This is a genomic window from Shewanella holmiensis (assembly GCF_025370255.1).
In the GTDB taxonomy this organism is placed as follows: Bacteria; Pseudomonadota; Gammaproteobacteria; order Enterobacterales; family Shewanellaceae; genus Shewanella; species Shewanella holmiensis.
Genome location: NZ_JAMTCD010000003.1, coordinates 156542 through 177454 on the forward strand (window position 1 = coordinate 156542; position 20913 = coordinate 177454).

General features: G+C 40.2%; 22 protein-coding genes. 11 read left to right on the forward strand and 11 right to left on the reverse strand.

All coding sequences use genetic code 11. The features are described 5' to 3' along the window. Positions 1 to 25 precede the first annotated feature (25 nt). The gene (murU, locus tag NE535_RS03815) at positions 26 to 736 is read right to left on the reverse strand and encodes an N-acetylmuramate alpha-1-phosphate uridylyltransferase MurU (protein ID WP_261297360.1); all 711 of its coding nucleotides are present in this window, start codon (positions 734 to 736) and stop codon (positions 26 to 28) included. Beyond that, positions 733 to 1791: an aminoglycoside phosphotransferase family protein gene (locus NE535_RS03820; protein WP_261297361.1), complete on the reverse strand. Its 1059-nt coding sequence runs from the start codon at positions 1789 to 1791 to the stop codon at positions 733 to 735. The genes murU and NE535_RS03820 overlap by 4 nt, the downstream gene beginning before the upstream one ends. Before the next feature lie 152 nt (positions 1792 to 1943). On the opposite strand from NE535_RS03820, the gene lptD reads away from it, so the two are divergent. The 7 genes from lptD to NE535_RS03855 all read left to right on the forward strand — a co-directional run bounded on the left by lptD (position 1944) and on the right by NE535_RS03855 (position 10905). Beyond that, positions 1944 to 4244, forward strand: coding sequence for an LPS assembly protein LptD (gene lptD, locus NE535_RS03825; protein WP_261297362.1), 2301 nt, complete (start codon positions 1944 to 1946; stop codon positions 4242 to 4244). Positions 4245 to 4398: 154 nt separating this feature from the next. Further along, complete coding sequence (gene surA / locus NE535_RS03830; protein ID WP_261297363.1) at positions 4399 to 5703, forward strand: peptidylprolyl isomerase SurA; 1305 nt, start codon at positions 4399 to 4401, stop codon at positions 5701 to 5703. A gap of 4 nt (positions 5704 to 5707) precedes the next feature. After that, complete coding sequence (gene pdxA, locus NE535_RS03835) at positions 5708 to 6694, forward strand: 4-hydroxythreonine-4-phosphate dehydrogenase PdxA (protein ID WP_261297429.1); 987 nt, start codon at positions 5708 to 5710, stop codon at positions 6692 to 6694. Positions 6695 to 6703: 9 nt separating this feature from the next. Continuing rightward, positions 6704 to 7516 carry a 16S rRNA (adenine(1518)-N(6)/adenine(1519)-N(6))-dimethyltransferase RsmA gene (gene rsmA, locus NE535_RS03840; protein WP_261297364.1) on the forward strand — a complete coding sequence of 271 codons (813 nt, stop codon included), beginning with the start codon at positions 6704 to 6706 and terminating at the stop codon, positions 7514 to 7516. Between the two features lie 56 nt (positions 7517 to 7572). Further along, positions 7573 to 7953, forward strand: a complete 381-nt coding sequence (gene apaG / locus NE535_RS03845) for a Co2+/Mg2+ efflux protein ApaG (protein WP_261297365.1) — start codon at positions 7573 to 7575, stop codon at positions 7951 to 7953. Positions 7954 to 7956: 3 nt separating this feature from the next. Further along, complete coding sequence (locus tag NE535_RS03850) at positions 7957 to 8775, forward strand: symmetrical bis(5'-nucleosyl)-tetraphosphatase (RefSeq protein WP_261297366.1); 819 nt, start codon at positions 7957 to 7959, stop codon at positions 8773 to 8775. A 108-nt stretch (positions 8776 to 8883) separates the two neighbouring features. Then, positions 8884 to 10905 (forward strand): HAMP domain-containing methyl-accepting chemotaxis protein, encoded by a 2022-nt coding sequence (locus tag NE535_RS03855; RefSeq protein ID WP_261297367.1) that lies wholly within the window; start codon positions 8884 to 8886, stop codon positions 10903 to 10905. A 378-nt stretch (positions 10906 to 11283) separates the two neighbouring features. Here NE535_RS03855 and NE535_RS03860 read toward each other — a convergent pair whose 3' ends face one another. The 7 genes from NE535_RS03860 to rplU form a co-directional block, all read right to left on the reverse strand. Then, positions 11284 to 11694 carry a DUF3718 domain-containing protein gene (locus NE535_RS03860; RefSeq protein ID WP_261297368.1) on the reverse strand — a complete coding sequence of 137 codons (411 nt, stop codon included), beginning with the start codon at positions 11692 to 11694 and terminating at the stop codon, positions 11284 to 11286. Between the two features lie 67 nt (positions 11695 to 11761). Beyond that, a complete protein-coding gene (folA, locus tag NE535_RS03865; RefSeq protein WP_261297369.1) occupies positions 11762 to 12265 on the reverse strand; it encodes a type 3 dihydrofolate reductase in 504 nt (167 codons plus the stop codon). A gap of 14 nt (positions 12266 to 12279) precedes the next feature. After that, complete coding sequence (locus NE535_RS03870) at positions 12280 to 12750, reverse strand: threonine/serine exporter family protein (protein ID WP_261297370.1); 471 nt, start codon at positions 12748 to 12750, stop codon at positions 12280 to 12282. Continuing rightward, positions 12750 to 13508, reverse strand: coding sequence for a threonine/serine exporter family protein (locus NE535_RS03875; RefSeq protein WP_261297371.1), 759 nt, complete (start codon positions 13506 to 13508; stop codon positions 12750 to 12752). Before NE535_RS03875 ends, NE535_RS03870 begins: the two co-directional genes overlap by 1 nt. 15 nt (positions 13509 to 13523) lie before the next feature. Beyond that, positions 13524 to 14699 (reverse strand): Obg family GTPase CgtA, encoded by a 1176-nt coding sequence (cgtA, locus tag NE535_RS03880; RefSeq protein ID WP_261297372.1) that lies wholly within the window; start codon positions 14697 to 14699, stop codon positions 13524 to 13526. 308 nt (positions 14700 to 15007) lie between these two features. After that, positions 15008 to 15262 (reverse strand): 50S ribosomal protein L27, encoded by a 255-nt coding sequence (rpmA, locus tag NE535_RS03885; RefSeq protein ID WP_007650346.1) that lies wholly within the window; start codon positions 15260 to 15262, stop codon positions 15008 to 15010. 16 nt (positions 15263 to 15278) lie between these two features. Further along, positions 15279 to 15590, reverse strand: coding sequence for a 50S ribosomal protein L21 (rplU, locus tag NE535_RS03890; RefSeq protein WP_188840520.1), 312 nt, complete (start codon positions 15588 to 15590; stop codon positions 15279 to 15281). A gap of 518 nt (positions 15591 to 16108) precedes the next feature. Between rplU and ispB the strand changes: the two genes are divergently transcribed. After that, positions 16109 to 17080 carry an octaprenyl diphosphate synthase gene (gene ispB, locus NE535_RS03895; protein ID WP_261297373.1) on the forward strand — a complete coding sequence of 324 codons (972 nt, stop codon included), beginning with the start codon at positions 16109 to 16111 and terminating at the stop codon, positions 17078 to 17080. Positions 17081 to 17153: 73 nt separating this feature from the next. Here the strand turns inward: ispB and ung are convergent, their stop codons facing one another. After that, a complete protein-coding gene (gene ung, locus NE535_RS03900) occupies positions 17154 to 17813 on the reverse strand; it encodes a uracil-DNA glycosylase (protein ID WP_261297374.1) in 660 nt (219 codons plus the stop codon). A gap of 99 nt (positions 17814 to 17912) precedes the next feature. Between ung and NE535_RS03905 the strand changes: the two genes are divergently transcribed. Further along, entirely contained in the window at positions 17913 to 18452 is a 540-nt protein-coding gene (locus tag NE535_RS03905; protein WP_261297375.1) for a prepilin-type N-terminal cleavage/methylation domain-containing protein, read from the forward strand. A gap of 69 nt (positions 18453 to 18521) precedes the next feature. Next, entirely contained in the window at positions 18522 to 18863 is a 342-nt protein-coding gene (locus NE535_RS03910; RefSeq protein WP_261297376.1) for a DUF3144 domain-containing protein, read from the forward strand. An 80-nt stretch (positions 18864 to 18943) separates the two neighbouring features. Here NE535_RS03910 and NE535_RS03915 read toward each other — a convergent pair whose 3' ends face one another. Continuing rightward, the gene (locus NE535_RS03915) at positions 18944 to 19561 is read right to left on the reverse strand and encodes a LysE family translocator (RefSeq protein WP_261297377.1); all 618 of its coding nucleotides are present in this window, start codon (positions 19559 to 19561) and stop codon (positions 18944 to 18946) included. Between the two features lie 319 nt (positions 19562 to 19880). Between NE535_RS03915 and NE535_RS03920 the strand changes: the two genes are divergently transcribed. After that, positions 19881 to 20414: a thioredoxin family protein gene (locus NE535_RS03920; RefSeq protein ID WP_261297378.1), complete on the forward strand. Its 534-nt coding sequence runs from the start codon at positions 19881 to 19883 to the stop codon at positions 20412 to 20414. Positions 20415 to 20913 lie beyond the last annotated feature (499 nt).

Consider the following 20913-nt stretch of genomic DNA (forward strand, 5'->3'; position numbering starts at 1 on the left):
TTGTCCGTTATATAAAAAGTGTATTTTAAGTTAGTGACCTTAAGCGGTCATTCAAAGCATCTAATCTGGCTATCGTGCCAACATCGCACCAATATTGCGTTAAACAGTGGCCATATATCTGCTCTTGCGCAATAGATTGTCTTAATAACGGCCCCAATGGCTGTGAACCCTCTGCGAGCCCAGCAAACATTTTGGGATGATAAACGCCCATTCCACTGTAAGTAAATCGAGGCTCACCCTCTAATGCAACCAGCGATAGAGTTTCAAGATCAATATCTTGTGTGCTAGTCACAAGACTAAAATCACCTTGAGGGTGATGCGCCGGATTATCAACAAACCAAATATAAGCATCGGCTTGCTGCTGATTCAACACCAAGAGTGCCTGGGTGATATCAGGTAATTCATCAATAAAAATATCACCATTTAGCAATAGAAAAGGCTCTGTTCCCAATAAAGAAAGCGCTTGTTTAATTCCGCCTGCGGTTTCTAATGCCTCAGCTTCTGCGCTATATTGAATCGATAATCCCCAACGTTCACCATTGCCTAATGTTTCAGGCAACAGATGTCCGAGCCAAGCGTGATTGATCACCACCTGCTTAATCCCGATGGCGGCTAGCTTTTCCAAATGATATTCAATTAGTGGTTTACCATTAACGGCAACTAAAGGTTTGGGTAAGGTATCGGTTAATGGTCTTAAACGCTCGCCTCTTCCTGCCGCTAAAATCATAGCCTTCATTGAGTTAACTCCTTAGAAAGACGATTTCTCTGTTGCACCAAAGGCAATACAACCTTATCAACCCACTCACTTAAAGGTGTTAAGTTTTGGTATCGTTTAGCAATATCAATGACATATTGTAGTGTTAGCGGAATATCGGCCATGTAGCCTGGCTTGCCATCTCGTAGCTTTAATCTTGCAAAAATTCCGGCGGCTTTAAGATGACGCTGTAAGCCCATCAAATCAAACCATTGTAGATACTGCACAAAACTGATATCGGCTGTCATTAATTGATACTTAATCGCCAATGCATAATGATATTCGATTAATGGATTAATTAAATTTTCAGGCCATCTGATATAACAATCTCGCAAAAGTGATACCGCATCATAAGTAACCGGCCCAATAACCGCATCTTGAAAATCAATCACTGCAAGGCGAACTTGTTGTGGATCATCATGATTAATCAGCAAATTTCGACTGTGAAAATCTCTATGCATCCCCACTTTAGGTTGTTGTTCCACATTTTCGACAAGAAGCTGAAAACAGGTTGTTAGCATAGTGGTTTCTGCTGCGGTCATTTCATATTGAAGGTGTTCGCCAATGAGCCACTGAGTGAAAATAGCTAACTCCCGCTCGACAAAGGCCGAGTCATATTCGGGTAAAAGTGATTGCTGCCCCGTCACATGAGTAATGGTAGTTACTTGACTGATGGGAACGAGTAGGTCTAGAGCTTGTTGATAATAATTGCTGACATTGGCTGGCGTAATGACCGACAGTAATTGTGCTTGACCAACATCCGTTTGCAAAACAAAACCATGCTCATTGCAAACATGAATAATTTGCGGCACCAATAGCCCAGCTTGTTGGTAAGCCTTTGCTACCGACACAAAAGGGGCTACAGGCACTAAAGCAATGGGAGAATCTGCGACAATATAATCGACTTTATTAACTGTTAACCTAAAGTAACGTCTAAAACTGGCATCTCCACAAATCAGCGATATGCACACTTCTTGACCAAAGTATTGGGCTAGCCAAGACACTAATAAATTGAATCTTAAATCTGTTTCACTCATCTCAATGGCTCTTCATCAAAAATTGCTTTATTATAGCCAGCATAACATTTGGAAACAGCTAAAGAATGGATTGTTTTGTATATACTTAACTAGCTGCATTTCTTTATCTCTCCAAACTTTCCAGAACAAGAATTCATAATTATTTGACTATAATGCAAATCCGATATTTTCTGGCCTTATGCCTTTTGCCTCATACAGTGTTTGCCCAAGCACCAGCTCCCGAAGCGGAACAACTTCCACTTTGCGTTGTTGAACCTCCTGTTTCACGTTCATTTAATGATCGTGAAAAACTTTCAGGCATTCAAGACACCGACATTGTCATTATTTCAGATAATTCTTCCGCGGCTTTTGATGATAAAGCCCATTTCAGTGGTGATGTAAGTTTTAGCCAAGGCTCTCGGCATATTGCTGCAGATCAGGCTATTTTAGATCAGAAAAAGCAGCAACTAAGTGCCAATGGTAATCTTATTTTTAAAGATGATCAGTTTACGATTACCGCTGAAAACTTACAGGCGCAAATGAGCAGTAACAGTGCCACATTAGAAGGCGCTGAATATTGGTTTCATGGGCAACAAGCCCACGGCGACGCTAAAAAATTACAAATCACCTCAGAGAATAACTTAATCCTTTCCGGCACCAACTTTACAACTTGCCCACCTGGCGATGAATCTTGGTTGCTTGAAGCTGACATGATCAAAATAGACAGTGAAGAGGAATGGGGCGAAATTTGGAACGCTAAACTACGGATTGCTGATGTCCCAGTGATGTACATTCCTTATATGACCATTCCGGTGTCAGATAAGCGTAAAACAGGATTCTTATTCCCAAGTTTTAGCACAAGTACGACAAATGGTGTGCAACTTAGTACGCCTTATTATTGGAATATTGCTCCAGAATACGATTTAACCTTTACACCTGATGTGATGTCATCGCGGGGTTTATTTGTCAAAACTGAGTTCCGTTATTTAGCAGGCGAGCAACAAAATGGCCAACTCAATGTTGAATACTTAGGTAATGACCGTAAGTTATTTAATAACCCTGAACGCTATTTATTCCATTGGAGTCATCAAGGTGCAATCGACGAAAATTGGCGAGTCAGAGCAAATTATACCGATGTTTCAGACAACAATTATTTCAATGATTTAAATTCGGATGTAAACCGCTCAACGGATAACCAATTATCACGAATTGGAGAAGCCAGTTATTTTGAACAAAACTGGGACTTCAACATGCGAGTTCAAGATATTAAAGTGCTTGGCGAAGACGAACGTCCTTACCAAGTGATGCCGCAGCTGAACTTCAATTATCGAAAAATTAATTTCTGGAATGCGATTGATTTTAGATTCAACTCTGAGCTGACAAACTTTCAGCATCAAGATAATCAATACACCACAGCCACACGTTTACACATGGTTCCAAGCCTAACATTACCGATTCAAGGCCCAGCCGGAAGCTTAACTAGCGAAATTAAACTGCTGCAAACCCAATATTGGCAAGCACCAGATGAAAAAGACACCCAGCTTGCTGAATCCGTTAGCAGAACCATTCCACAAGTGCGCCTGCACGGCCAAATTAATTTTGAGCGCCCAACAACGTTTTTTGATAGTGAATTTAAGCAAACATTAGAACCACAATTTCAATACCTATATGTCGGGTATGAAGACCAATCTGACATAGGTATTTACGATACCGCTCAACTTCAAGAAGATTATTTTGGGCTATTCCGTGACCGACGCTTTTCAGGATTAGACAGAATTGCTGATGCAAATCAATTAACCCTCGGATTCACAACTCGATTTTTGGATGGCAATAATCTAGAGAAATTCAAATTTAGCCTAGGACAAACCCTCTACTTTGAAGACTCCAAAGTGCTATTAGAGAACCATTATCTTCAAGAGTCTGAATCTACGTCGGTTTTAGCTGCCGAACTCGATGCTCACCTTTATAAAGATTGGTTTATTAGCGGCTCAATGCAGCACGATACCGAAAACAATAAAAACAAAAAGAATGAAGTGACATTAGATTTCAGACCCAGCAAAGATAAGTTACTGCAGTTTAGTTATCGTTACGTTCCTGACTTGCTAAATACCAATACCAATGATCGAGTCAATATTTCTCAAGCAGGTATCAGAACGTCATGGCCAATAAGTGATGACTTATATTTTGTGGGTAACTGGTATTATGATTTGAATGAATCCCGCCGTATTGAAACCTATACCGGCTTCCAATACGAATCGTGTTGTTGGGCTGTTCGCTTAAGTTATCATTACCGCATCAAAACCAATTACGACGATGACTTATCAGAAAGCATTGATAGTCGTGAAGAGTTTGAAAAAGGTGTTTACTTAAACTTTGTTATCAAAGGGCTCGGTGGTTCTGGACCACTTGGGGTTGATGATATGTTGAATGAAGGTTTATTTAACTACCGAAAACCACTTTACTTAAGGAATTAAGCGGCTTTTATGCTAGCTTATGGTAAATTGCTGAACCAAGATTAAAAAGCGTAGTCCAACGTTAAGTTAATTGAGTTTTACTTAACGAAACAATAACGATAGATTTGGGCTCAACACCCGATTTGACAGAATTAAAGTGCCAAGGATTTTTTGGATGAAACACAGTAAGAAACTTTTTATTGCATTATGCGCACTCGCTATGAGCCAAACAGCTTATTCTGCTCCACAACCGTTAGATCACGTTGCGGTTCAATTAAATGACGGCATTATTTTAGAAAGTGAAATTAGCAATATGATTGCTAATGTTACCGCCAATGCAAAAAAGTCAAATCAGACTTTACCATCGGCTGAAGCACTGCGTACGCAAGTCATCGAACGTCTTATATTGACGCGCTTACAATTGCAAACAGCAGATAGAATCGGTCTTTCAATTGGTGATTTACAATTAGACCAAACCATCGAGAATATTGCTAAAGAGCAAAAATCCACTGTAGCTGAAATGCAACAAGAACTTGAAAAAGATGGCGTAAGTTTTAGTCAATACCGCGAGCAATTACGTGAAGAGATCACCCTAGGTGAAATTCAACGTATTCAGGTTCAACGCCGTATTCAAGTATCACCTCAAGAAGTGAATAATCTTGTTAAACTCATTTCAGAACAGGGATTAAAAGATGTTGAATTTCAAATTGGTCACATTCTGATAGAAATCCCAAGTAACCCATCGAGTGAACAACTTGAATCATCAAGCAAGCGTGCAGACATTGTTCTTAAACGCCTAGATGAGGGTGAAGATTTCCGTAGTACAGCAATTGCATCATCATCTGGACCTAAGGCTCTAGAAGGCGGTATTTGGGATTTCATGAACATTAATGAAATGCCAACCCTGTTTGCTGAAGTCATTTCAGGTGCAAAAAAAGGTGACATATTTGGCCCGATTAAATCGGGTTCGGGTTTCCACATTATTAAAGTGATGGATACTCGTGGATTACAAACACAGGAAATTGACGAAGTAAAATCGCGACACATTTTATTAAAGCCATCACCGATTTTATCCGATGATCGTGCCCAAGCCATGTTAGCTAATTTCCTAAAAGATATTCGCAGTGGCGATGCTGAGTTTGGTAAGTTAGCGCGTCAATACTCTGAAGACCCAGGCTCAGCAACGAAAGGCGGAGAGTTAGGCTGGGCTGAGCCTAGCTTGTATGTTCCAGAGTTTTCACAGACGCTAGCCAGCTTAACACCCGGCCAAATCAGTGAACCATTTCGTACAACTCATGGCTGGCATATTGTACAATTAGAAGAACGCCGCAAAACGGATGCTACAGACAAGTTCAACAGCAATCGAGCGCATCAATTAATTTTTCGCCGTAAATTTAACGAAGAATTACAAAACTGGTTAGATGAAATGCGTAGTGATGCATACATCGAAATATTCGAGCCTGAAAATTTACGAGGCTAATATAATAATGATCAAACGTATCGCGATAACGCCGGGCGAACCGGCGAGTATCGGCCCTGACATAGTCATTAAACTAGCTCAGCAGGAATGGCCTGCTGAGTTAGTTGTTTGTGCCGATCCACAATTATTAATAGATAGAGCTAAATTACTCAATTTACCTCTTGAACTGCGCCTATATGACGCATTAAAACCCGCCCAAGCTCAACAGGCTGGCACACTAACCATCTTGCCCTTTACCTTAGCCGAACCGGTAGAGTGTGGTGTACTAAATGAAGCCAACAGTGCTTATGTGGTGGAAACGCTGCGCGTAGCCGGTGAAAAAAACATGTCAAAGGAATTTGATGCTGTTGTCACAGGTCCTGTTCATAAAGGCATTATCAATCAAGCCGGTATTCCTTTTAGTGGCCACACAGAATACTTCGCCTTACAGGCTAACTGCCCTGACGTAGTAATGATGTTGGCGACACCAGGGTTGCAAGTTGCGTTGATGACCACACATATTCCTTTAGCGTACGTGTCAAAAGCTATCACGCGAGACAGATTGCACCATATTATCAAAATTTTACATCGTGAATTAGTCAGCAAATTTGGCTTAGGTTCGCCCAAAATCTTTGTATGTGGTTTAAATCCACATGCGGGTGAAGATGGTCATTTAGGACGTGAAGAAATTGATGTCATGATCCCTGCATTGAACGAATTACGTGCTCAAGACATTGATATTATTGGGCCATTGCCGGCAGACACCTTGTTCCAACCTAAATATCTAGAACAAGCGGATGTTGTACTCGCTATGTACCACGACCAAGGGTTACCTGTACTAAAATCTATCGGTTTTGGTAAATCGGTCAATATCACCTTAGGTTTACCGTATATAAGAACTTCTGTTGATCACGGCACCGCACTCGATCTTGCAGGCTCCGGAAAAGCAGATAGTGGCAGTTTATTCTGCGCACTTCACAAAGCCATTGAAATGATCGACAAGAGTAAATAAATAAACGTAATGAGCAATAAAGTACACTTAGGCCACACGGCCAGAAAACGATTTGGACAAAACTTTCTCACTGACGAAGGTGTCATTAGCAGCATTGTTGGTGCTATTTCACCTGACAACGACCATGTGATGGTTGAAATTGGTCCTGGCCTTGGCGCGCTAACTGAGCCTGTTGCAGACACAATTGACAATTTAACCGTTGTTGAATTAGACCGTGACTTGGTTGAGCGTTTAAAAGTACATCCAATTTTAAAAGACAAACTCACGATACATCAAGGTGATGCACTGCAGTTTGACTTTACCCAATTACTACAAGATGGCAAGAAAATGAAAGTGTTTGGTAATTTACCTTACAATATTTCCACGCCATTAATGTTCCATTTATTTGAATTTGCTGAACATATCGAAACTATGCACTTTATGCTTCAAAAAGAAGTGGTGCTTCGATTATCCGCCAGTCCAGGTTGTAAAGCATATGGCCGTTTAACCGTTATGGCACAATATTACTGCCAAGTAGTGCCAGTATTAGAAGTGCCACCAGGCTGTTTCACTCCACCGCCTAAAGTGGATTCAGCGGTTGTGCGGTTACTTCCATACGAGCAAAAACCCTGGCCCTGTAAAGATGTGACTGTCATGCGTCATCTATGTACTACCGCCTTTAATATGCGCCGTAAGACACTGCGTAATAATTTAAAAGGAATGTTAGATGATGAAGACTTTGCCGTTTTAGGTATCGATTCAACCTTAAGACCAGAGCAAATAAGTGTCGAACAATATGTGGCGATGGCAAACTTGTTCATTGATAAAAGCCCCGCTAATTAATCTCTACCTTAAAGGGCACATTCATTGAATCTGCCCTTTTGTTTTAGGATCCCCTTATGAGTCAAGCTGAATCTCCGATCAAAATTAAAGTTGAAACAGAATACCTCAAACAGCAATCTGATATCGCAGAACAGAAATTCCTGTTTACGTACACTATCACCATTATTAATACTGGTGATCAAGATGTTACCTTGAAAGATCGCCATTGGATCATCACCGATGCAGATGGTAATAAGAGTGAAGTAAAAGGTCCTGGTGTTGTAGGCGAGACTCCTACAATAGCGCCTAATACAGCATATCAATACTCGAGTGGAACCGTGTTAGATACCCCGATTGGATTTATGGAAGGCGCTTATGGCATGACATACAATGACGGTAAAACGTTCTCCGCCCCTATCCCGACATTCAGATTATCAGTGCCTGGAATATTACAATAGATTATGGCCAATTATTTTGTCGGCGATATTCAAGGCTGCTATGAAGAACTGCAGCGCTTATTGATAAAAGTCAGTTTTAACGCTTCAAGAGATACGCTTTGGGCTGTTGGCGATTTAGTTGCAAGAGGTCCTGGATCACTTGAAACACTGCGTTTTTTCGAATCACTCAACGATAGTGGTAAAGTGGTACTCGGTAATCATGACCTCCATTTAATGGCGGTACAGGGTAACGTAAAACGAGCAAATCCCAATGATCATTTACAAGCTTTATTGAATGCACCAGACTGCCCTAAACTGATTAATTGGTTAAGACTACAACCTCTAACACGCTTTTTACCTGAACACAATTTGATCATGTGTCATGCCGGAGTTCCCCCTCAATGGGATCTCAACACCTTAAAACAAGAAAGTGAAAGAGTGAGTGAGCAACTAGCAAAAGCGGATTATCTTGATGCTGTGATTCGTCAAATGTATCAAAACCAACCCAGTGTCTGGAATAAAGATCTGATAGGCATAGAACGGACAATATATTGCATTAATGCCTTAACTAGAATGCGTTTTTTATATCCAGACGCTAGCTTAGACTTTGAATGTAAACACCCCCCATGCCAAATAAACGATAAAAATTTATCTCCCTGGTTTGCATTTGAATCTAATCTTCAAGCCCCCTACCAAATTGTTTTTGGCCATTGGGCTGCATTAATGGGTAAAACACCGCATACTTATCTTCACGCATTAGACACAGGGTGCTGTTGGGGTGAGCATTTAACTATGTGGCACCTTGAAACAAATGAAAAAATTACCCAAAATAAGTTAAATTAGCGTTAAACTAAAAGGCAAATAAGCCGATACTTAACTATCGGATTTAGAAATACCTGAGTACCCGAGCCCGCATTACAGGGATAAAATAATAATAGGTTGGAGTAACATATGAAAATTAACGTGGCCACTAGGGTTATTGGTGGGTTTTCTGCCGTAACGTTATTGCTGATAATTCTTGGGGGTGTCACCCTCTTAGGCAATAGCAGCATTAAAGATGGGACTCAAATATTACAGCAAGTTAGTCTACCAGCTTTAGAGTCAACAAATTTGCTCAGCGAAAACTTAAGCAGCCAACAACTAGAATCATTACAAGGCTATTACAGTAATCACTCTTCAAAAATTCCTGCTATTGAAAAAAATCTTGCCAACGAAAATAAAAAATTTCAAACAGAGTTTAGTAAGTTAACTAACTTAATCTCTGGTCAAGCACAACTGACGCAACCGTTAAACCAATTGAAATCAGCTTACCTGAGTTATGAAACTATCGCTGAAAAAATGCTTAACGAAAGAACACTAGCGTTATCAAAGCAGGAAACACTACTCAAAATGAGAAGTGATTTAGAAAATGCAGCCGATGATGGCTCATCAATTCTATTGGATATCATTGACTTAGAAACTAGCGAAGATGAAACAGAGAGAAGCCTTGCGGCATCAGCAAGTGTAGTTGATAACACCTTTATCAACTTAATTACCACTGTATATGATTTAGTCGGCGCAACTGAGCAAAGTAAATACGACCTTATAATTAAAGAACTAGATTACATGGTCAGTGAAGCAAAAGGCAAATTAAGCCACATTAATATGCAGGGCCAAGATGTTATCGACAATGATATTTTATCTGATTTAAGCAAAGAAACGGATAAAGTATTTAACCTTTTATCTGGTTCAAATTCTATCATTGCATTAAAAAGTCAGCAGTTACAACACGATGACACATCAACTAGAGCCCTAGACGAAACCCAAAAGAAAGCGAAAGTAGCTAACGCCAAAATGACGGAACTGGCAAATGCTATTGAAGGCTTTACGGATGGTATCAGCACTCAGGCAATCGAAGTTATCGATTCTGCAGCAATTAAAACCATGGTCGTAGTATTAATTGCCATTTTTGTCGCAATATTCGTCAGCATTGCTGTTGTGCGACCTTTAACACGCTCATTAGAGCAAGTTAACCAAGCGCTGAACGTGCTTGCTTCAGGCGATTTAACCCATAAACTTGACGATACTGGTCACGATGAATTTGCCGAGCTATCTAAAAACTGTAATCGTTTAGTCGACAGTTTACGCAGTTTGATTGCCGGTATTTTAGACCGCTCTAACCAACTAGCCGCCGCCGCTGAAGAAACATCCGCGATTACCTCTCAAACCACAATAGGTATTCAAGAACAAAAGAGCCAAGTTGATCAAATTGCTACAGCAACTACGGAACTGAGTTCAAGTGCACAGCAAGTTTCAATGAGCGCGGATCAAGCACTAGAACAAATCAAACAAGCGGATCAAGAAACCCAACATATGCGTGCTCTTGCTGATGAAAGTAAGCTTACCATTCTGGCGCTTGCTGACGAAGTATCTAAAGCAGGTACCGTGATTAATAAGCTGCATACAGACAGTGCTTCTATCGGCTCTATTCTAGATGTTATCCGTGGCATTGCCGAGCAAACAAACTTACTGGCTTTAAATGCTGCTATTGAAGCAGCTCGTGCTGGTGAACAAGGCCGAGGTTTTGCTGTTGTTGCTGATGAAGTGAGAAGCCTGGCTTCACGTACACAAGATTCAACCCGTGAAATTCAACTTATGATTGAAGTATTACAACAGGGTGCGCAACAAGCCGTTGCGGTAATGGAGCTAGGTCGCTCACAAGCAAACTCCTGTGTAGACAAAAATGAACAAGCTAATTTAGCCCTTGAGTCTATCATTAAATCTGTTCACAAGGCTTACGATTCAGGTACCCATATTGCGCACGCGGCGCAAGAGCAAAACCTTGTTAGTCAGCAAGTTTCAGAGAAACTTGAACACATTGCTCTTATCTCTGAAGAAACAGCGACAGGTGCAGAGCAAACTGCACAATCAAGTCATCAGGTTGCTGTGCTCGCTGAAGAGCTTCAAGCATCTGTGGGTGAGTTTAAAGTGTAATCTCGCGACCTTACACTCAAATAAAAAAGGCCATATTGGCCTTTTTTATTTTATGAAATAATGTTCAAGATAAAAACGAATTAAGCACGACGAATGGATTGCAGCCTAGCAATCTAAATAAAATTCACTCAACAAAGATTATTCGTTTTTAGCTGAATTCTTCTAACCGTGTTAATTGACCATTTTATCGCGTTATCACCTTTTATATTGAATAGCGACATGACAAAGCCTTTGCCTTACATTAAGGGCTAATAATTCGTTGCAAAAAATAGGTTGAAAGGTCAACAGCCACTAAATACAAATTTCTGCCAAAAAAATACCGACTATTTAAGTCGGTATGTTTGGTGACAACTATTAACTTATTTAAGCTATTAAGAATTAATCTTCATCACCGGCACCACCACTAACACGATCATTAATCGCAGCAGTGATTGGACTACCACTATGACCATTAGCATTTGCCCAATCAAGAATGGTTTTACCATCGGATTCAACAACAGAAAGATCTGAACCAGGTAAACGCTTCGCAATAAACTCACCAACATCATTTGCATTTGAATTGTAGGCAGTACGCAATAAACTGCTGCCATCACAACTTAATCCAGTATAAATGTTGCGTAATTTTACGCGGGCTTCTTTCAATTTTTTACGTAAACGGTTTTTATCATCTGACTTAACATAATCACATATGTTAGCCACTAACTGATCAGTGTTTGCGACGGCAGGGGCTGACACAGAAGATGCAGCAATCAGGACAGCAACGGCAACAGCCGCAGGCATTAAACGCATCTGACACTCCTTTTATATTATTATAGTATTTTGAACATTCCATCTTGGTGGATATGATTCATTGTTCTTAGGGTAACTCGTGATCAAGTTTACAGTTTTTAACAAAAGTGTTAAAGCTATATTGCAAACCTTTGTCATTTGTTGCAGTAACAGTTTGTTGCCGTTGCCAACTACCATCGTCCCAATCAGGAAAATAGGTATCCCCATCTACATCCAGTTCAATGTGGGTTAAATATAGTACATCTGCTTTAGGAAGCAACTGTGCATAAAGCTGGCCACCACCAATAATTACAAGCTCTTCACATTCCCCTGCTGCCAAGATGGCTTGTTCAAAACTGGTAACGCAGGTTATCCCCTCGGGTGAATAATCATGCTGACGTGTAATAACAATATTGTGCCTTCCGGGTAAAGGCCTTCCTATTGACTCAAAGGTTTTACGCCCCATTACCACAGGCTTGGCTAGTGTCATTGCTTTAAAGTGCTTTAAGTCTTCAGGTAAATGCCAAGGCATTTGGTTGTCTTTACCAATCACTCGGTTGTTAGCCATAGCGGCAATCATTGCGATACGCATACAAAATCCTATGATTAAATAATGGGTCTATTTCGATAATACAGCAAACTCGGCAATGCAAGTCCGACGGCTAAAGCACCAAGTATAAATACGGTTTTTAAACCATTAACAATAACTTGGGCACTTAATTCAGGGCTTACCTGGTTCTGGGCTGTTAACTGAATAAGGGCAATGACGGTATTAAATGCATAAGTGCCTGGCACCATAGGAATAATAGCCGCTACAGCATACATTAATGGCGGAGCAAGATGACGCTTAGCAAATTGAATGGTAATAACACCGACTAATGCTGCTGCAGCAAACGTGGCCCATTCAATTGGCATATTAACATGCATTAGTAAGGTTCTAGCACTATGCCCTAGAGCACCGGCCAAAGCGCAATAGACAAGATAACGCTGAGGAACATTAAATAAAATGGCAAAACCTAATGCTGGAATAGCTGAAAAAAATGCATCATTGAGTAAATCGAGTAATAGTGACGACATTAGAAAATGCCCCCTAACTGCATCGCAATAGTAATACCAATCACTGATGCTAAAGTGAGCAAACTAGCATTGCCCCAGCGAGAAATACCCACGTTAATATGGCCTTTTACCATATCCGAGATGGCATTTATCAACGGAAAGCCTGGAACAAGCATTAATACACTCGCAGCAAGAGTGACTTGAGGTGTGTCAGTAATTGGAAATATATACCCGAGTTGAGCGACAACATTAGTTACAAATGCGGTAATAGCAAAATTAACAAGTAGATTGTAATGACGTTTGGCAAAATACAACCTGACTGCCATTCCTACTGAAGAGGCTAGAAACGTCAGTAGACATGCTATTAAATCGCCACCAAATAAATGACAAAAACTAGCACAAGATATACCGATGATTGGAATAACAATTTTGGCAGGGTAAGTTTTGGGTTTAATTCTAGCAAGGCGACGGCGAACTTCATTCGCGCCGTAGACGCCTTTCTCGGTTAACAGACATAACCGTTGCAATTCGCAAACCACCATCATATTGATCCCATGAGCACGAATACGTCGGGTTGTGGTAATACAACGGCCATGTACAAGACTGGTCAACACAAGGGCATTAGAGGAAATGGAAAGTTCAACACTTGCAAGACCCAAAGCCTTACCTAGACGCTGACTCAATTCTTCAACCAAGTCAGAATCAGCACCATAGGCAAGCAACAATTGGGCACTGCGAACAACTAAACGGGTAATATCATTTTGGTTGTCAGCGTACACGGTAATCCTTGAAAATTAACGTTGGTAAATAACTTCAACATCGTAGTCATCTTCATCGAAGTCATCATCATCTAGGTCGTCACTATCATCATAATTTTCATTAAGGTTATCGTCTTTACCCTGATGGTAATTATCCCATTTGAATTCTACTTCTTTCTCACCATCTTGCTCATCGTCATCGACAGGCAGAGCTTGTATATAGTCTAACAATTTAACACTTAGCTCTTCTGTACCCTGACGACTATATGCTGACATAGTGAAAACCTCGCCTTCCCAGGCAAGTTCTTTAACAATGCGTTGTACTTTTTCTACAACTTCATCTTCAAACAATAAATCGATTTTATTAAAGACTAACCAACGTGGTTTTGCTGCTAATTTAGGAGAGTATTTTTCTAGCTCTGCCACAATAGCTTTAGCAGACTCAACCGGATCGCTTCCATCAATAGGGTTAATATCAACAATGTGCAACAAAGCTCGGCAACGTTCTAAATGCTTTAAGAAACGAATACCTAAACCTGCGCCGTCAGCAGCACCTTCAATCAAACCAGGAATATCTGCAATAACAAAACTTTGCCCTGGACGTGGGTTAACCACACCTAAGTTAGGAACCAAAGTTGTGAATGGATAATCGGCCACTTTTGGTGTTGCACGAGAGACTGAACGAATAAAGGTTGATTTACCAGCGTTTGGCAAACCGAGCAAACCAACATCCGCGAGCAATAACAGTTCAAGTTTAATCTCGCGAACTTCACCTGGTGTACCCAGTGTTTTTTGGCGAGGTGCGCGGTTAGTGCTGCTTTTGAAGCGCGTGTTACCTAAACCGTGAAAGCCACCTTTAGCAACTAATAACTTTTGGCCATGGGTAGTTAAATCGCCTAAACTTTCTTCAGTTTCGATATCAATAGCACGAGTTCCCACTGGAACTTGCAAAACTAAATCTTTACCAGCATGACCTGTACAATCGCGACCTCGGCCATTTGAACCACGCTCAGCCATATGAAATCGAGTAAATCGATAATCAATAAGGGTATTGAGATTTTCGTTTGCTTCTAAAAAGACGCTCCCACCATCACCACCGTCACCACCGTCAGGACCGCCATCAGGGACATATTTTTCACGGCGAAAACTAACACAACCGCTACCACCGTCTCCGGCTTCTACACGGATATTGGCTTCATCAACAAACTTCATACTGACTCCTAACACTCCAACCTTCAAAAACAAATCCGACAGAACCGTTTCATTTTTGAACTATGGCGCTAATTATAACCCTAAATACAGTAAATATCAGGGAGCAGAAAAGCGTTGTGTACGTCAATACATCTTGCGCTTGCTGCAACAAATAATACTTCAAATATGATGTTCACTGTTCGTTATACAAAACAGGATAACATCATTATTTTAAGTAAATCTTGTATCGGTTTTTTAAAGAAAACTGATAACAAAAACACAAAAGCCCTACCAGAGGCAGGGCTTTAGATTCTAGCTTAGTTAAAGAATTAAGCTTCGATGCTAATAAACTTACGGTTATTAGGACCTTTAACTTCAAACTTTACTTTGCCGTCAGTTAATGCAAACAGAGTATGGTCACGACCAATACCTACGTTTACACCAGCGTGGAATTTAGTGCCACGTTGACGAACAATAATGTTACCAGCTAGAACTGATTCACCGCCAAAGCGCTTAACACCAAGACGTTTACTTTCTGAATCGCGGCCGTTACGAGTAGAACCGCCAGCTTTTTTATGTGCCATGAGTTAGACTCCTAAATTATGCGCTGATCGCAGTGATTTTAACTTCAGTGAACCACTGACGGTGGCCGGTTTTCTTTTCGTGATGCTTACGGCGATTAAACTTTTGAATAGTAATCTTTTCACCGCGACCGTGGCTAACCACTTGAGCAACAACTTTACCACCAGCAACTAGTGGAGCACCGATGTGAACGTTCTCACCGTCAGCAACCAATAGTACTTGGTCAAACTCAATAGTTTCACCAGTAGCAACTTCAATTTTTTCTAAACGAACTGTATGACCTTCAGCAACACGGTGTTGCTTTCCGCCACTTTGAAAAACAGCATACATAGCTATTTTACTCCAAATGACTAGCACACTAACTCGATCTTACGAGACTAGGTGCTAAAAAACTTTTAATGACAATGGGCGCGGATTCTACGCGAAGATTTTTAAACTGGCAAGGATTAATTCATCATCAAATGAAAAAGCCCTAACTACTGCACAATATTCATCTATATAAGCTGAACATTACCTAAACATTAAGTAACATCGCCACATATAGAGGCTGCAGTACTATCAGAGTCGTAAATAAATCTTCTTGGATTATCTTTGCTGTATTTTGAAGTGATTTTACCTAAATCCATATAGAAAAGCACTGACTCTTTTACCTTGAAGCACTTTAATTCATTAACTTGCTGCCAAGGGTTAGGTTAAAAAGAGCATTATATTGATAAAGTGCGTTAAATATTCATTTTTAGTCATAACAACTTTGAAAAACAGCTGCTTTCTCCTGTAAGATATGTACCCAAATGCGACCCTATTTAGAACGACGGACAACGTCTTCCACCAATAAACCAGAGAGTATTATGGATTTAACCGCCATTCGACAGTTGACAGACACGGACATGCAAGCCGTAGATCAACTTATTTATAAGCAACTCGAATCTGATGTTGCCCTAATTAACCAATTAGGGTTTTACATTATCAATGGTGGCGGAAAACGTCTAAGACCTTTGTTATCTATCCTCGCTGCACGTGCCATTGACTATAAAGGTCAACACCACGTCAAATTAGCTGCCATTATTGAATTTATTCACACCGCATCGTTACTTCATGATGATGTTGTTGATGAATCAACACTTCGCCGAGGCCGCGAAACAGCTAATGCATTATTTGGTAATAGTGCTAGCGTACTGGTAGGTGATTTTCTCTACACTCGCTCTTTTCAAATGATGACAGAACTTGAGAGCATGCAAGTGCTGAAAGTGTTAGCCGATACCACAAACGTGCTTGCAGAAGGTGAAGTTTTACAATTAATGAATTGTAACGACCCAGACACCACAGAAGAAATCTATATGCGGGTCATTTATTGCAAAACGGCAAAACTTTTTGAAGCGGCAACTCTTTTAGCCGCTGTACTCGCCAATGTGACTCCCGAATGGCAACAAGCACTTGGTGATTATGGTAAATTTTTGGGAACGGCATTCCAGTTAACGGATGATTTACTGGATTACACCGCAGATACTGACGAGTTAGGAAAGAACATAGGTGACGATTTAGCTGAAGGAAAACCAACCTTACCGTTAATTTATGCCATGGAGCATGGTAATGAGCAGGCTAAAAAACTGATTAAAACTGCAATTGAAAACGCAGACGGGACTCAGGCGATTGATGAAATCGTTGCCGCATTGCATGCTTGCGGCGCACTTGATTACACCCAACAAAAAGCTGAACAAGAAGCGCAAAAAGCCATTGACTCACTTTCTGTACTGCCGGACACTGACTACAAACAAGCATTGATTTCATTAGCGCATTTATCGGTTAATCGTAAAAACTAACCAATAATTGCATAATAACTAAAAGCAGTCGCTAAGGTGGCTGCTTTTTTGTATCTTCCTAGTACTTGCCAAGCTATACCTGCCAATCAATTGGCGTGGTTCCATTTTTAATGAGCAATTCATTAATTTTAGAAAAGTGATGGCAGCCAAAAAAGCCTCGATATGCAGACAAAGGTGATGGATGAGGTCCTGACAAGACAGTATGCTGCTCAGCATTTATTAAACGCCCTTTCTTGATTGCATGACTCCCCCATAATACAAATACAATTGGTTTTTCTGAACGGTTTAACAAGTACAAAACATTATCTGTAAAGGTTTCCCATCCAGCTTTGGCGTGTGAATGCGCTAACGACTGCTCAACGGTTAGCACCGTATTTAACATTAATACTCCCTGCTCAGCCCATTTGGTTAAGTTGCCATGTGATGGCGTAACAAAATCATCTATATCTTGATTCAATTCTTTGTATATGTTGGCCAGCGACGGGGGGATTTTAACGCCTGTTTTAACAGAAAATGCCAACCCATGGGCTTGTCCCTCTCCGTGATAAGGATCTTGCCCGATGATCACCACGTTTACCTTGTCTATAGGGGTTAACTCAAAAGCACGAAAAATATCGCCTTTAGGAGGATAAATTATTTTACCTAAAGCATATTCCTGAGTTAAAAAATCATTTAACTCAACAAAATATGGCTGTTGCTGTTGATTTTGAATAAATGTCTGCCAATTTCCCAATCAAATTCCCCCTCGATAACTCATTGATAAATTGCTAATTATTTTCAGCTATTCTAATATAAAATCATTATAAAGATATTAACGGTAATTATAAAACTTATGCCCTTTTATCGTCTTAAACAAAATGGTTTTACCCTAATAGAATTAGTCGTAGTAATTATTATACTGGCAATTCTTGCCGTCATTGCTTTACCTAAATTTATCAACTTACAGCAGGATGCACATGTCTCCAATGTAAAAGGTACAGGTGGTGCATTCTCTTCAGGTATTGGCCTTGCGCATGTTAAGTGGGCTGCCATGGGAAATTCGGGCCCCGCTAACAATTTACAGATTTATGAAAACGCAGGTGTTAACGGTCAACTTGACATGAACTTATGGGGATATCCAGCACAAAATTATCCGCCATTCGAAAGCTCGCCTCGTCTTGATAATAGTGCCGACTGCATCTCGGTATGGACAACCATACTTCAAGATGCACCAAGTATCTCGACCAGCCCCAGCCCAGATACATCTGATTACAGAGCGACTTATATAAATCCTGATCAGTGTCGATATTTTTATAATCAACTCAACACACTTTCTATTTATTACGACTCTCGTAATGGGCAGGTCATCACAGATTCGGATCCTGATAGCTAAGTTTTAACTGAATTTTAACCCAAAACTCGGTACACTTAGCTTTTTTACTGATCATCTAAAGTGAGCATTATGTCTGAACAATCTGCACCTCAAGAAGCCCAAAGCGCAACGACAATTTATCAACTAGCCGATCAATTTATTGCATTAGCGAACCAGCTTGGTCAATCAGAAAATGATATTGGCAAAGTCGGCACAGCATTACGTTATGCTGCTGCACGCTATAATGCCTTTGAAGCGGCGATAAAATCATCTGATTTAGCGGCAGAAAAAGAAAATGCCTTGGCCTGGTTTTCGAATGAATTTAAAGAAATGCTCAATGAAAATTTAGACGACCACATTAAACATCCCCCAGTCAGTAACCCTGAGCAAGAACCAGTAAAAGATGACAGTGTTCAAGTATTCAAGAACTAGAATCATTTTATCTTTGAAACAAAAATGCCATCGTAATGATGGCTTTTTTGTTTCTTAAATCGACTCAAACAAAACTAACGCTAAAAAATAGTTATTATCACTCTGCAGGCCAATGCAATTAACACGACACCTGATAACCTGTCGATCCACAAGGCCTTTTCACGCAGTTTGGGTAATATAGCTGAATGGGATAACACAATAGCAATTAACGTATACCACAGCCCGTCTATAACTAAAGGGGTTAGTACAATTAACGTTTGCCCGGTTATATTTTCAGCAGCCAAAACAAACTGACTAAATAAAGCTAAAAAGAATAATAATATTTTTGGGTTGAATATTGAAATAGCTAGGCCATCTCGAGCTGCTGTCCATAAACTGGTTTTAGTGCCAGCTTGCAGTTTTTGCTGCATTCCACCTTTTGACCGCAAAGCTTGAATTCCTATCCAAGCAAGATATAAAGCGCCTACAAGCGCGATGCCATTAAATAATAATGGTGAGGCTTTCAGTACTACAGCTAAACCAAGTAATGTGACTAAGGCATAAACACCAATTCCAATAGAATGTGCCCAGGCACAAACAATACCGTGCAAGCGGCTACCACCAAGCGTGTGCCTCACAACCATAGCTAAACTCGGCCCTGGTGACATAGCTCCCAAACAACATATAGCCAGCAAACCTAGCCACGTAGTAAAACTCATACTTCCCCTTAGTTATTTTTCAATTTGTGAAAGTACAACAAACTCAATGCTGATTAATCAAAACATATTAAACAGCTATTTGTACCTTATATCAGTGAATTATTTACTTAAGAAAACTTACAACAGGTTCACTATTAACGCTTAACTTCGCATGATTATACCCGAGTTTAGCGTCTGATTTTCATCATATAAATACTCGCTTTTCATTTCGTTCATTCATCGATTAGTCACAATTGAGGTTAAAATAATAAATGACATTAACACCAAATTAAGTAAATCTTGATATGCTAACCCCTCTATTTACTCAATAAGTATTATTATGTCCATTATCGCGTCTTTATTGCTCATTTTATTAATGCTGGCTATAGCGGGTTTATTGTTTGCAAAATACAAAGGTAAAGCGATCCCAATGGCTGTGATTGTAGTACTTGGAGGGTTAGCCATCTGCCTTGCGAGTATCATTGCCTTTGTCCATAGAGGCGAAAATTATAATGCGTATCAAAAACTGCATTGGCAACCATTAACGCCGGAAAAAATTGCTCCCTATGTAGAACAAGGGTATACAGTTTTTGTGGATATTACGGCTGATTGGTGTGTCCCTTGTCAAGCCAATAAAGCTAACGTTCTGCATCGAGAGCAAGTGGTGAATACCCTATTGGCAGACAATATTGTGCTTATGCAAGGTAACTGGTCAGAAGCTGATAGTGTGATCGAACAGTACATGGGTATTCAGGGCGCTGCGGGCACTCCGTATAATAAAGTCTATGGCCCAGCCTACCCCCAAGGTATCGAACTCCCTAGAGAGCTTGCTATCACTCATGTTTATCAAGCGCTAGCTATGATGAACAAATAATATCAATCTTTTCACCAGAGTTCATATTGAGTGCAATGTCGAATTTGATACTTTCTTTGCGCAACACTGCAGGCCAAAAGATTAAAGGTTTGTTCATTATTCATTGAATGAGTGAACCTTTAAAGCTCTGCCTACCATCCAAAAGGTGATTAAACGTCTCTTTTGCCACACCTAAAGTTACCTTGTAAAGTGACCTTGTTATCTGCCGTTAGAATTAACGCAACGGTAAAATTAGCTTTGATATTACTCCTCTACGCTTTGATCATGATATTTAACCTCAACTCGGGGAAATAAACGCCAACAAAACAGCAGATTGCCTTGCTAGCTGCGTTTCATTAACGTGCAATAGGCCAGCTATTGAGGTGTTAATGTGTCTTGATTCCAAAAATGAAAAGTTTGCTACAAAATTAGCTAAATCTATTGAATTCAGCTTATTTAGCCCATCTATTAAGCGAGTTGAGGTTTTTTACAGAACAATGAAATCTACTTTGATTGACCA

What these genes read in the sequence shown, in the direction of transcription:
- murU (WP_261297360.1), bottom strand. Translation starts at nt 736, where the DNA reads ATGAAGGCTATGATTTTAGCGGCAGGAAGAGGCGAGCGTTTAAGACCA.
- NE535_RS03820 (WP_261297361.1), bottom strand. Translation starts at nt 1,791, where the DNA reads ATGAGTGAAACAGATTTAAGATTCAATTTATTAGTGTCTTGGCTAGCC.
- lptD (WP_261297362.1), top strand. Translation starts at nt 1,944, where the DNA reads ATGCAAATCCGATATTTTCTGGCCTTATGCCTTTTGCCTCATACAGTG.
- surA (WP_261297363.1), top strand. Translation starts at nt 4,399, where the DNA reads ATGAAACACAGTAAGAAACTTTTTATTGCATTATGCGCACTCGCTATG.
- rsmA (WP_261297364.1), top strand. Translation starts at nt 6,704, where the DNA reads ATGAGCAATAAAGTACACTTAGGCCACACGGCCAGAAAACGATTTGGA.
- apaG (WP_261297365.1), top strand. Translation starts at nt 7,573, where the DNA reads ATGAGTCAAGCTGAATCTCCGATCAAAATTAAAGTTGAAACAGAATAC.
- NE535_RS03850 (WP_261297366.1), top strand. Translation starts at nt 7,957, where the DNA reads ATGGCCAATTATTTTGTCGGCGATATTCAAGGCTGCTATGAAGAACTG.
- NE535_RS03855 (WP_261297367.1), top strand. Translation starts at nt 8,884, where the DNA reads ATGAAAATTAACGTGGCCACTAGGGTTATTGGTGGGTTTTCTGCCGTA.
- NE535_RS03860 (WP_261297368.1), bottom strand. Translation starts at nt 11,694, where the DNA reads ATGCGTTTAATGCCTGCGGCTGTTGCCGTTGCTGTCCTGATTGCTGCA.
- folA (WP_261297369.1), bottom strand. Translation starts at nt 12,265, where the DNA reads ATGCGTATCGCAATGATTGCCGCTATGGCTAACAACCGAGTGATTGGT.
- NE535_RS03870 (WP_261297370.1), bottom strand. Translation starts at nt 12,750, where the DNA reads ATGTCGTCACTATTACTCGATTTACTCAATGATGCATTTTTTTCAGCT.
- cgtA (WP_261297372.1), bottom strand. Translation starts at nt 14,699, where the DNA reads ATGAAGTTTGTTGATGAAGCCAATATCCGTGTAGAAGCCGGAGACGGT.
- rpmA (WP_007650346.1), bottom strand. Translation starts at nt 15,262, where the DNA reads ATGGCACATAAAAAAGCTGGCGGTTCTACTCGTAACGGCCGCGATTCA.
- rplU (WP_188840520.1), bottom strand. Translation starts at nt 15,590, where the DNA reads ATGTATGCTGTTTTTCAAAGTGGCGGAAAGCAACACCGTGTTGCTGAA.
- ispB (WP_261297373.1), top strand. Translation starts at nt 16,109, where the DNA reads ATGGATTTAACCGCCATTCGACAGTTGACAGACACGGACATGCAAGCC.
- NE535_RS03905 (WP_261297375.1), top strand. Translation starts at nt 17,913, where the DNA reads ATGCCCTTTTATCGTCTTAAACAAAATGGTTTTACCCTAATAGAATTA.
- NE535_RS03910 (WP_261297376.1), top strand. Translation starts at nt 18,522, where the DNA reads ATGTCTGAACAATCTGCACCTCAAGAAGCCCAAAGCGCAACGACAATT.
- NE535_RS03915 (WP_261297377.1), bottom strand. Translation starts at nt 19,561, where the DNA reads ATGAGTTTTACTACGTGGCTAGGTTTGCTGGCTATATGTTGTTTGGGA.
- NE535_RS03920 (WP_261297378.1), top strand. Translation starts at nt 19,881, where the DNA reads ATGTCCATTATCGCGTCTTTATTGCTCATTTTATTAATGCTGGCTATA.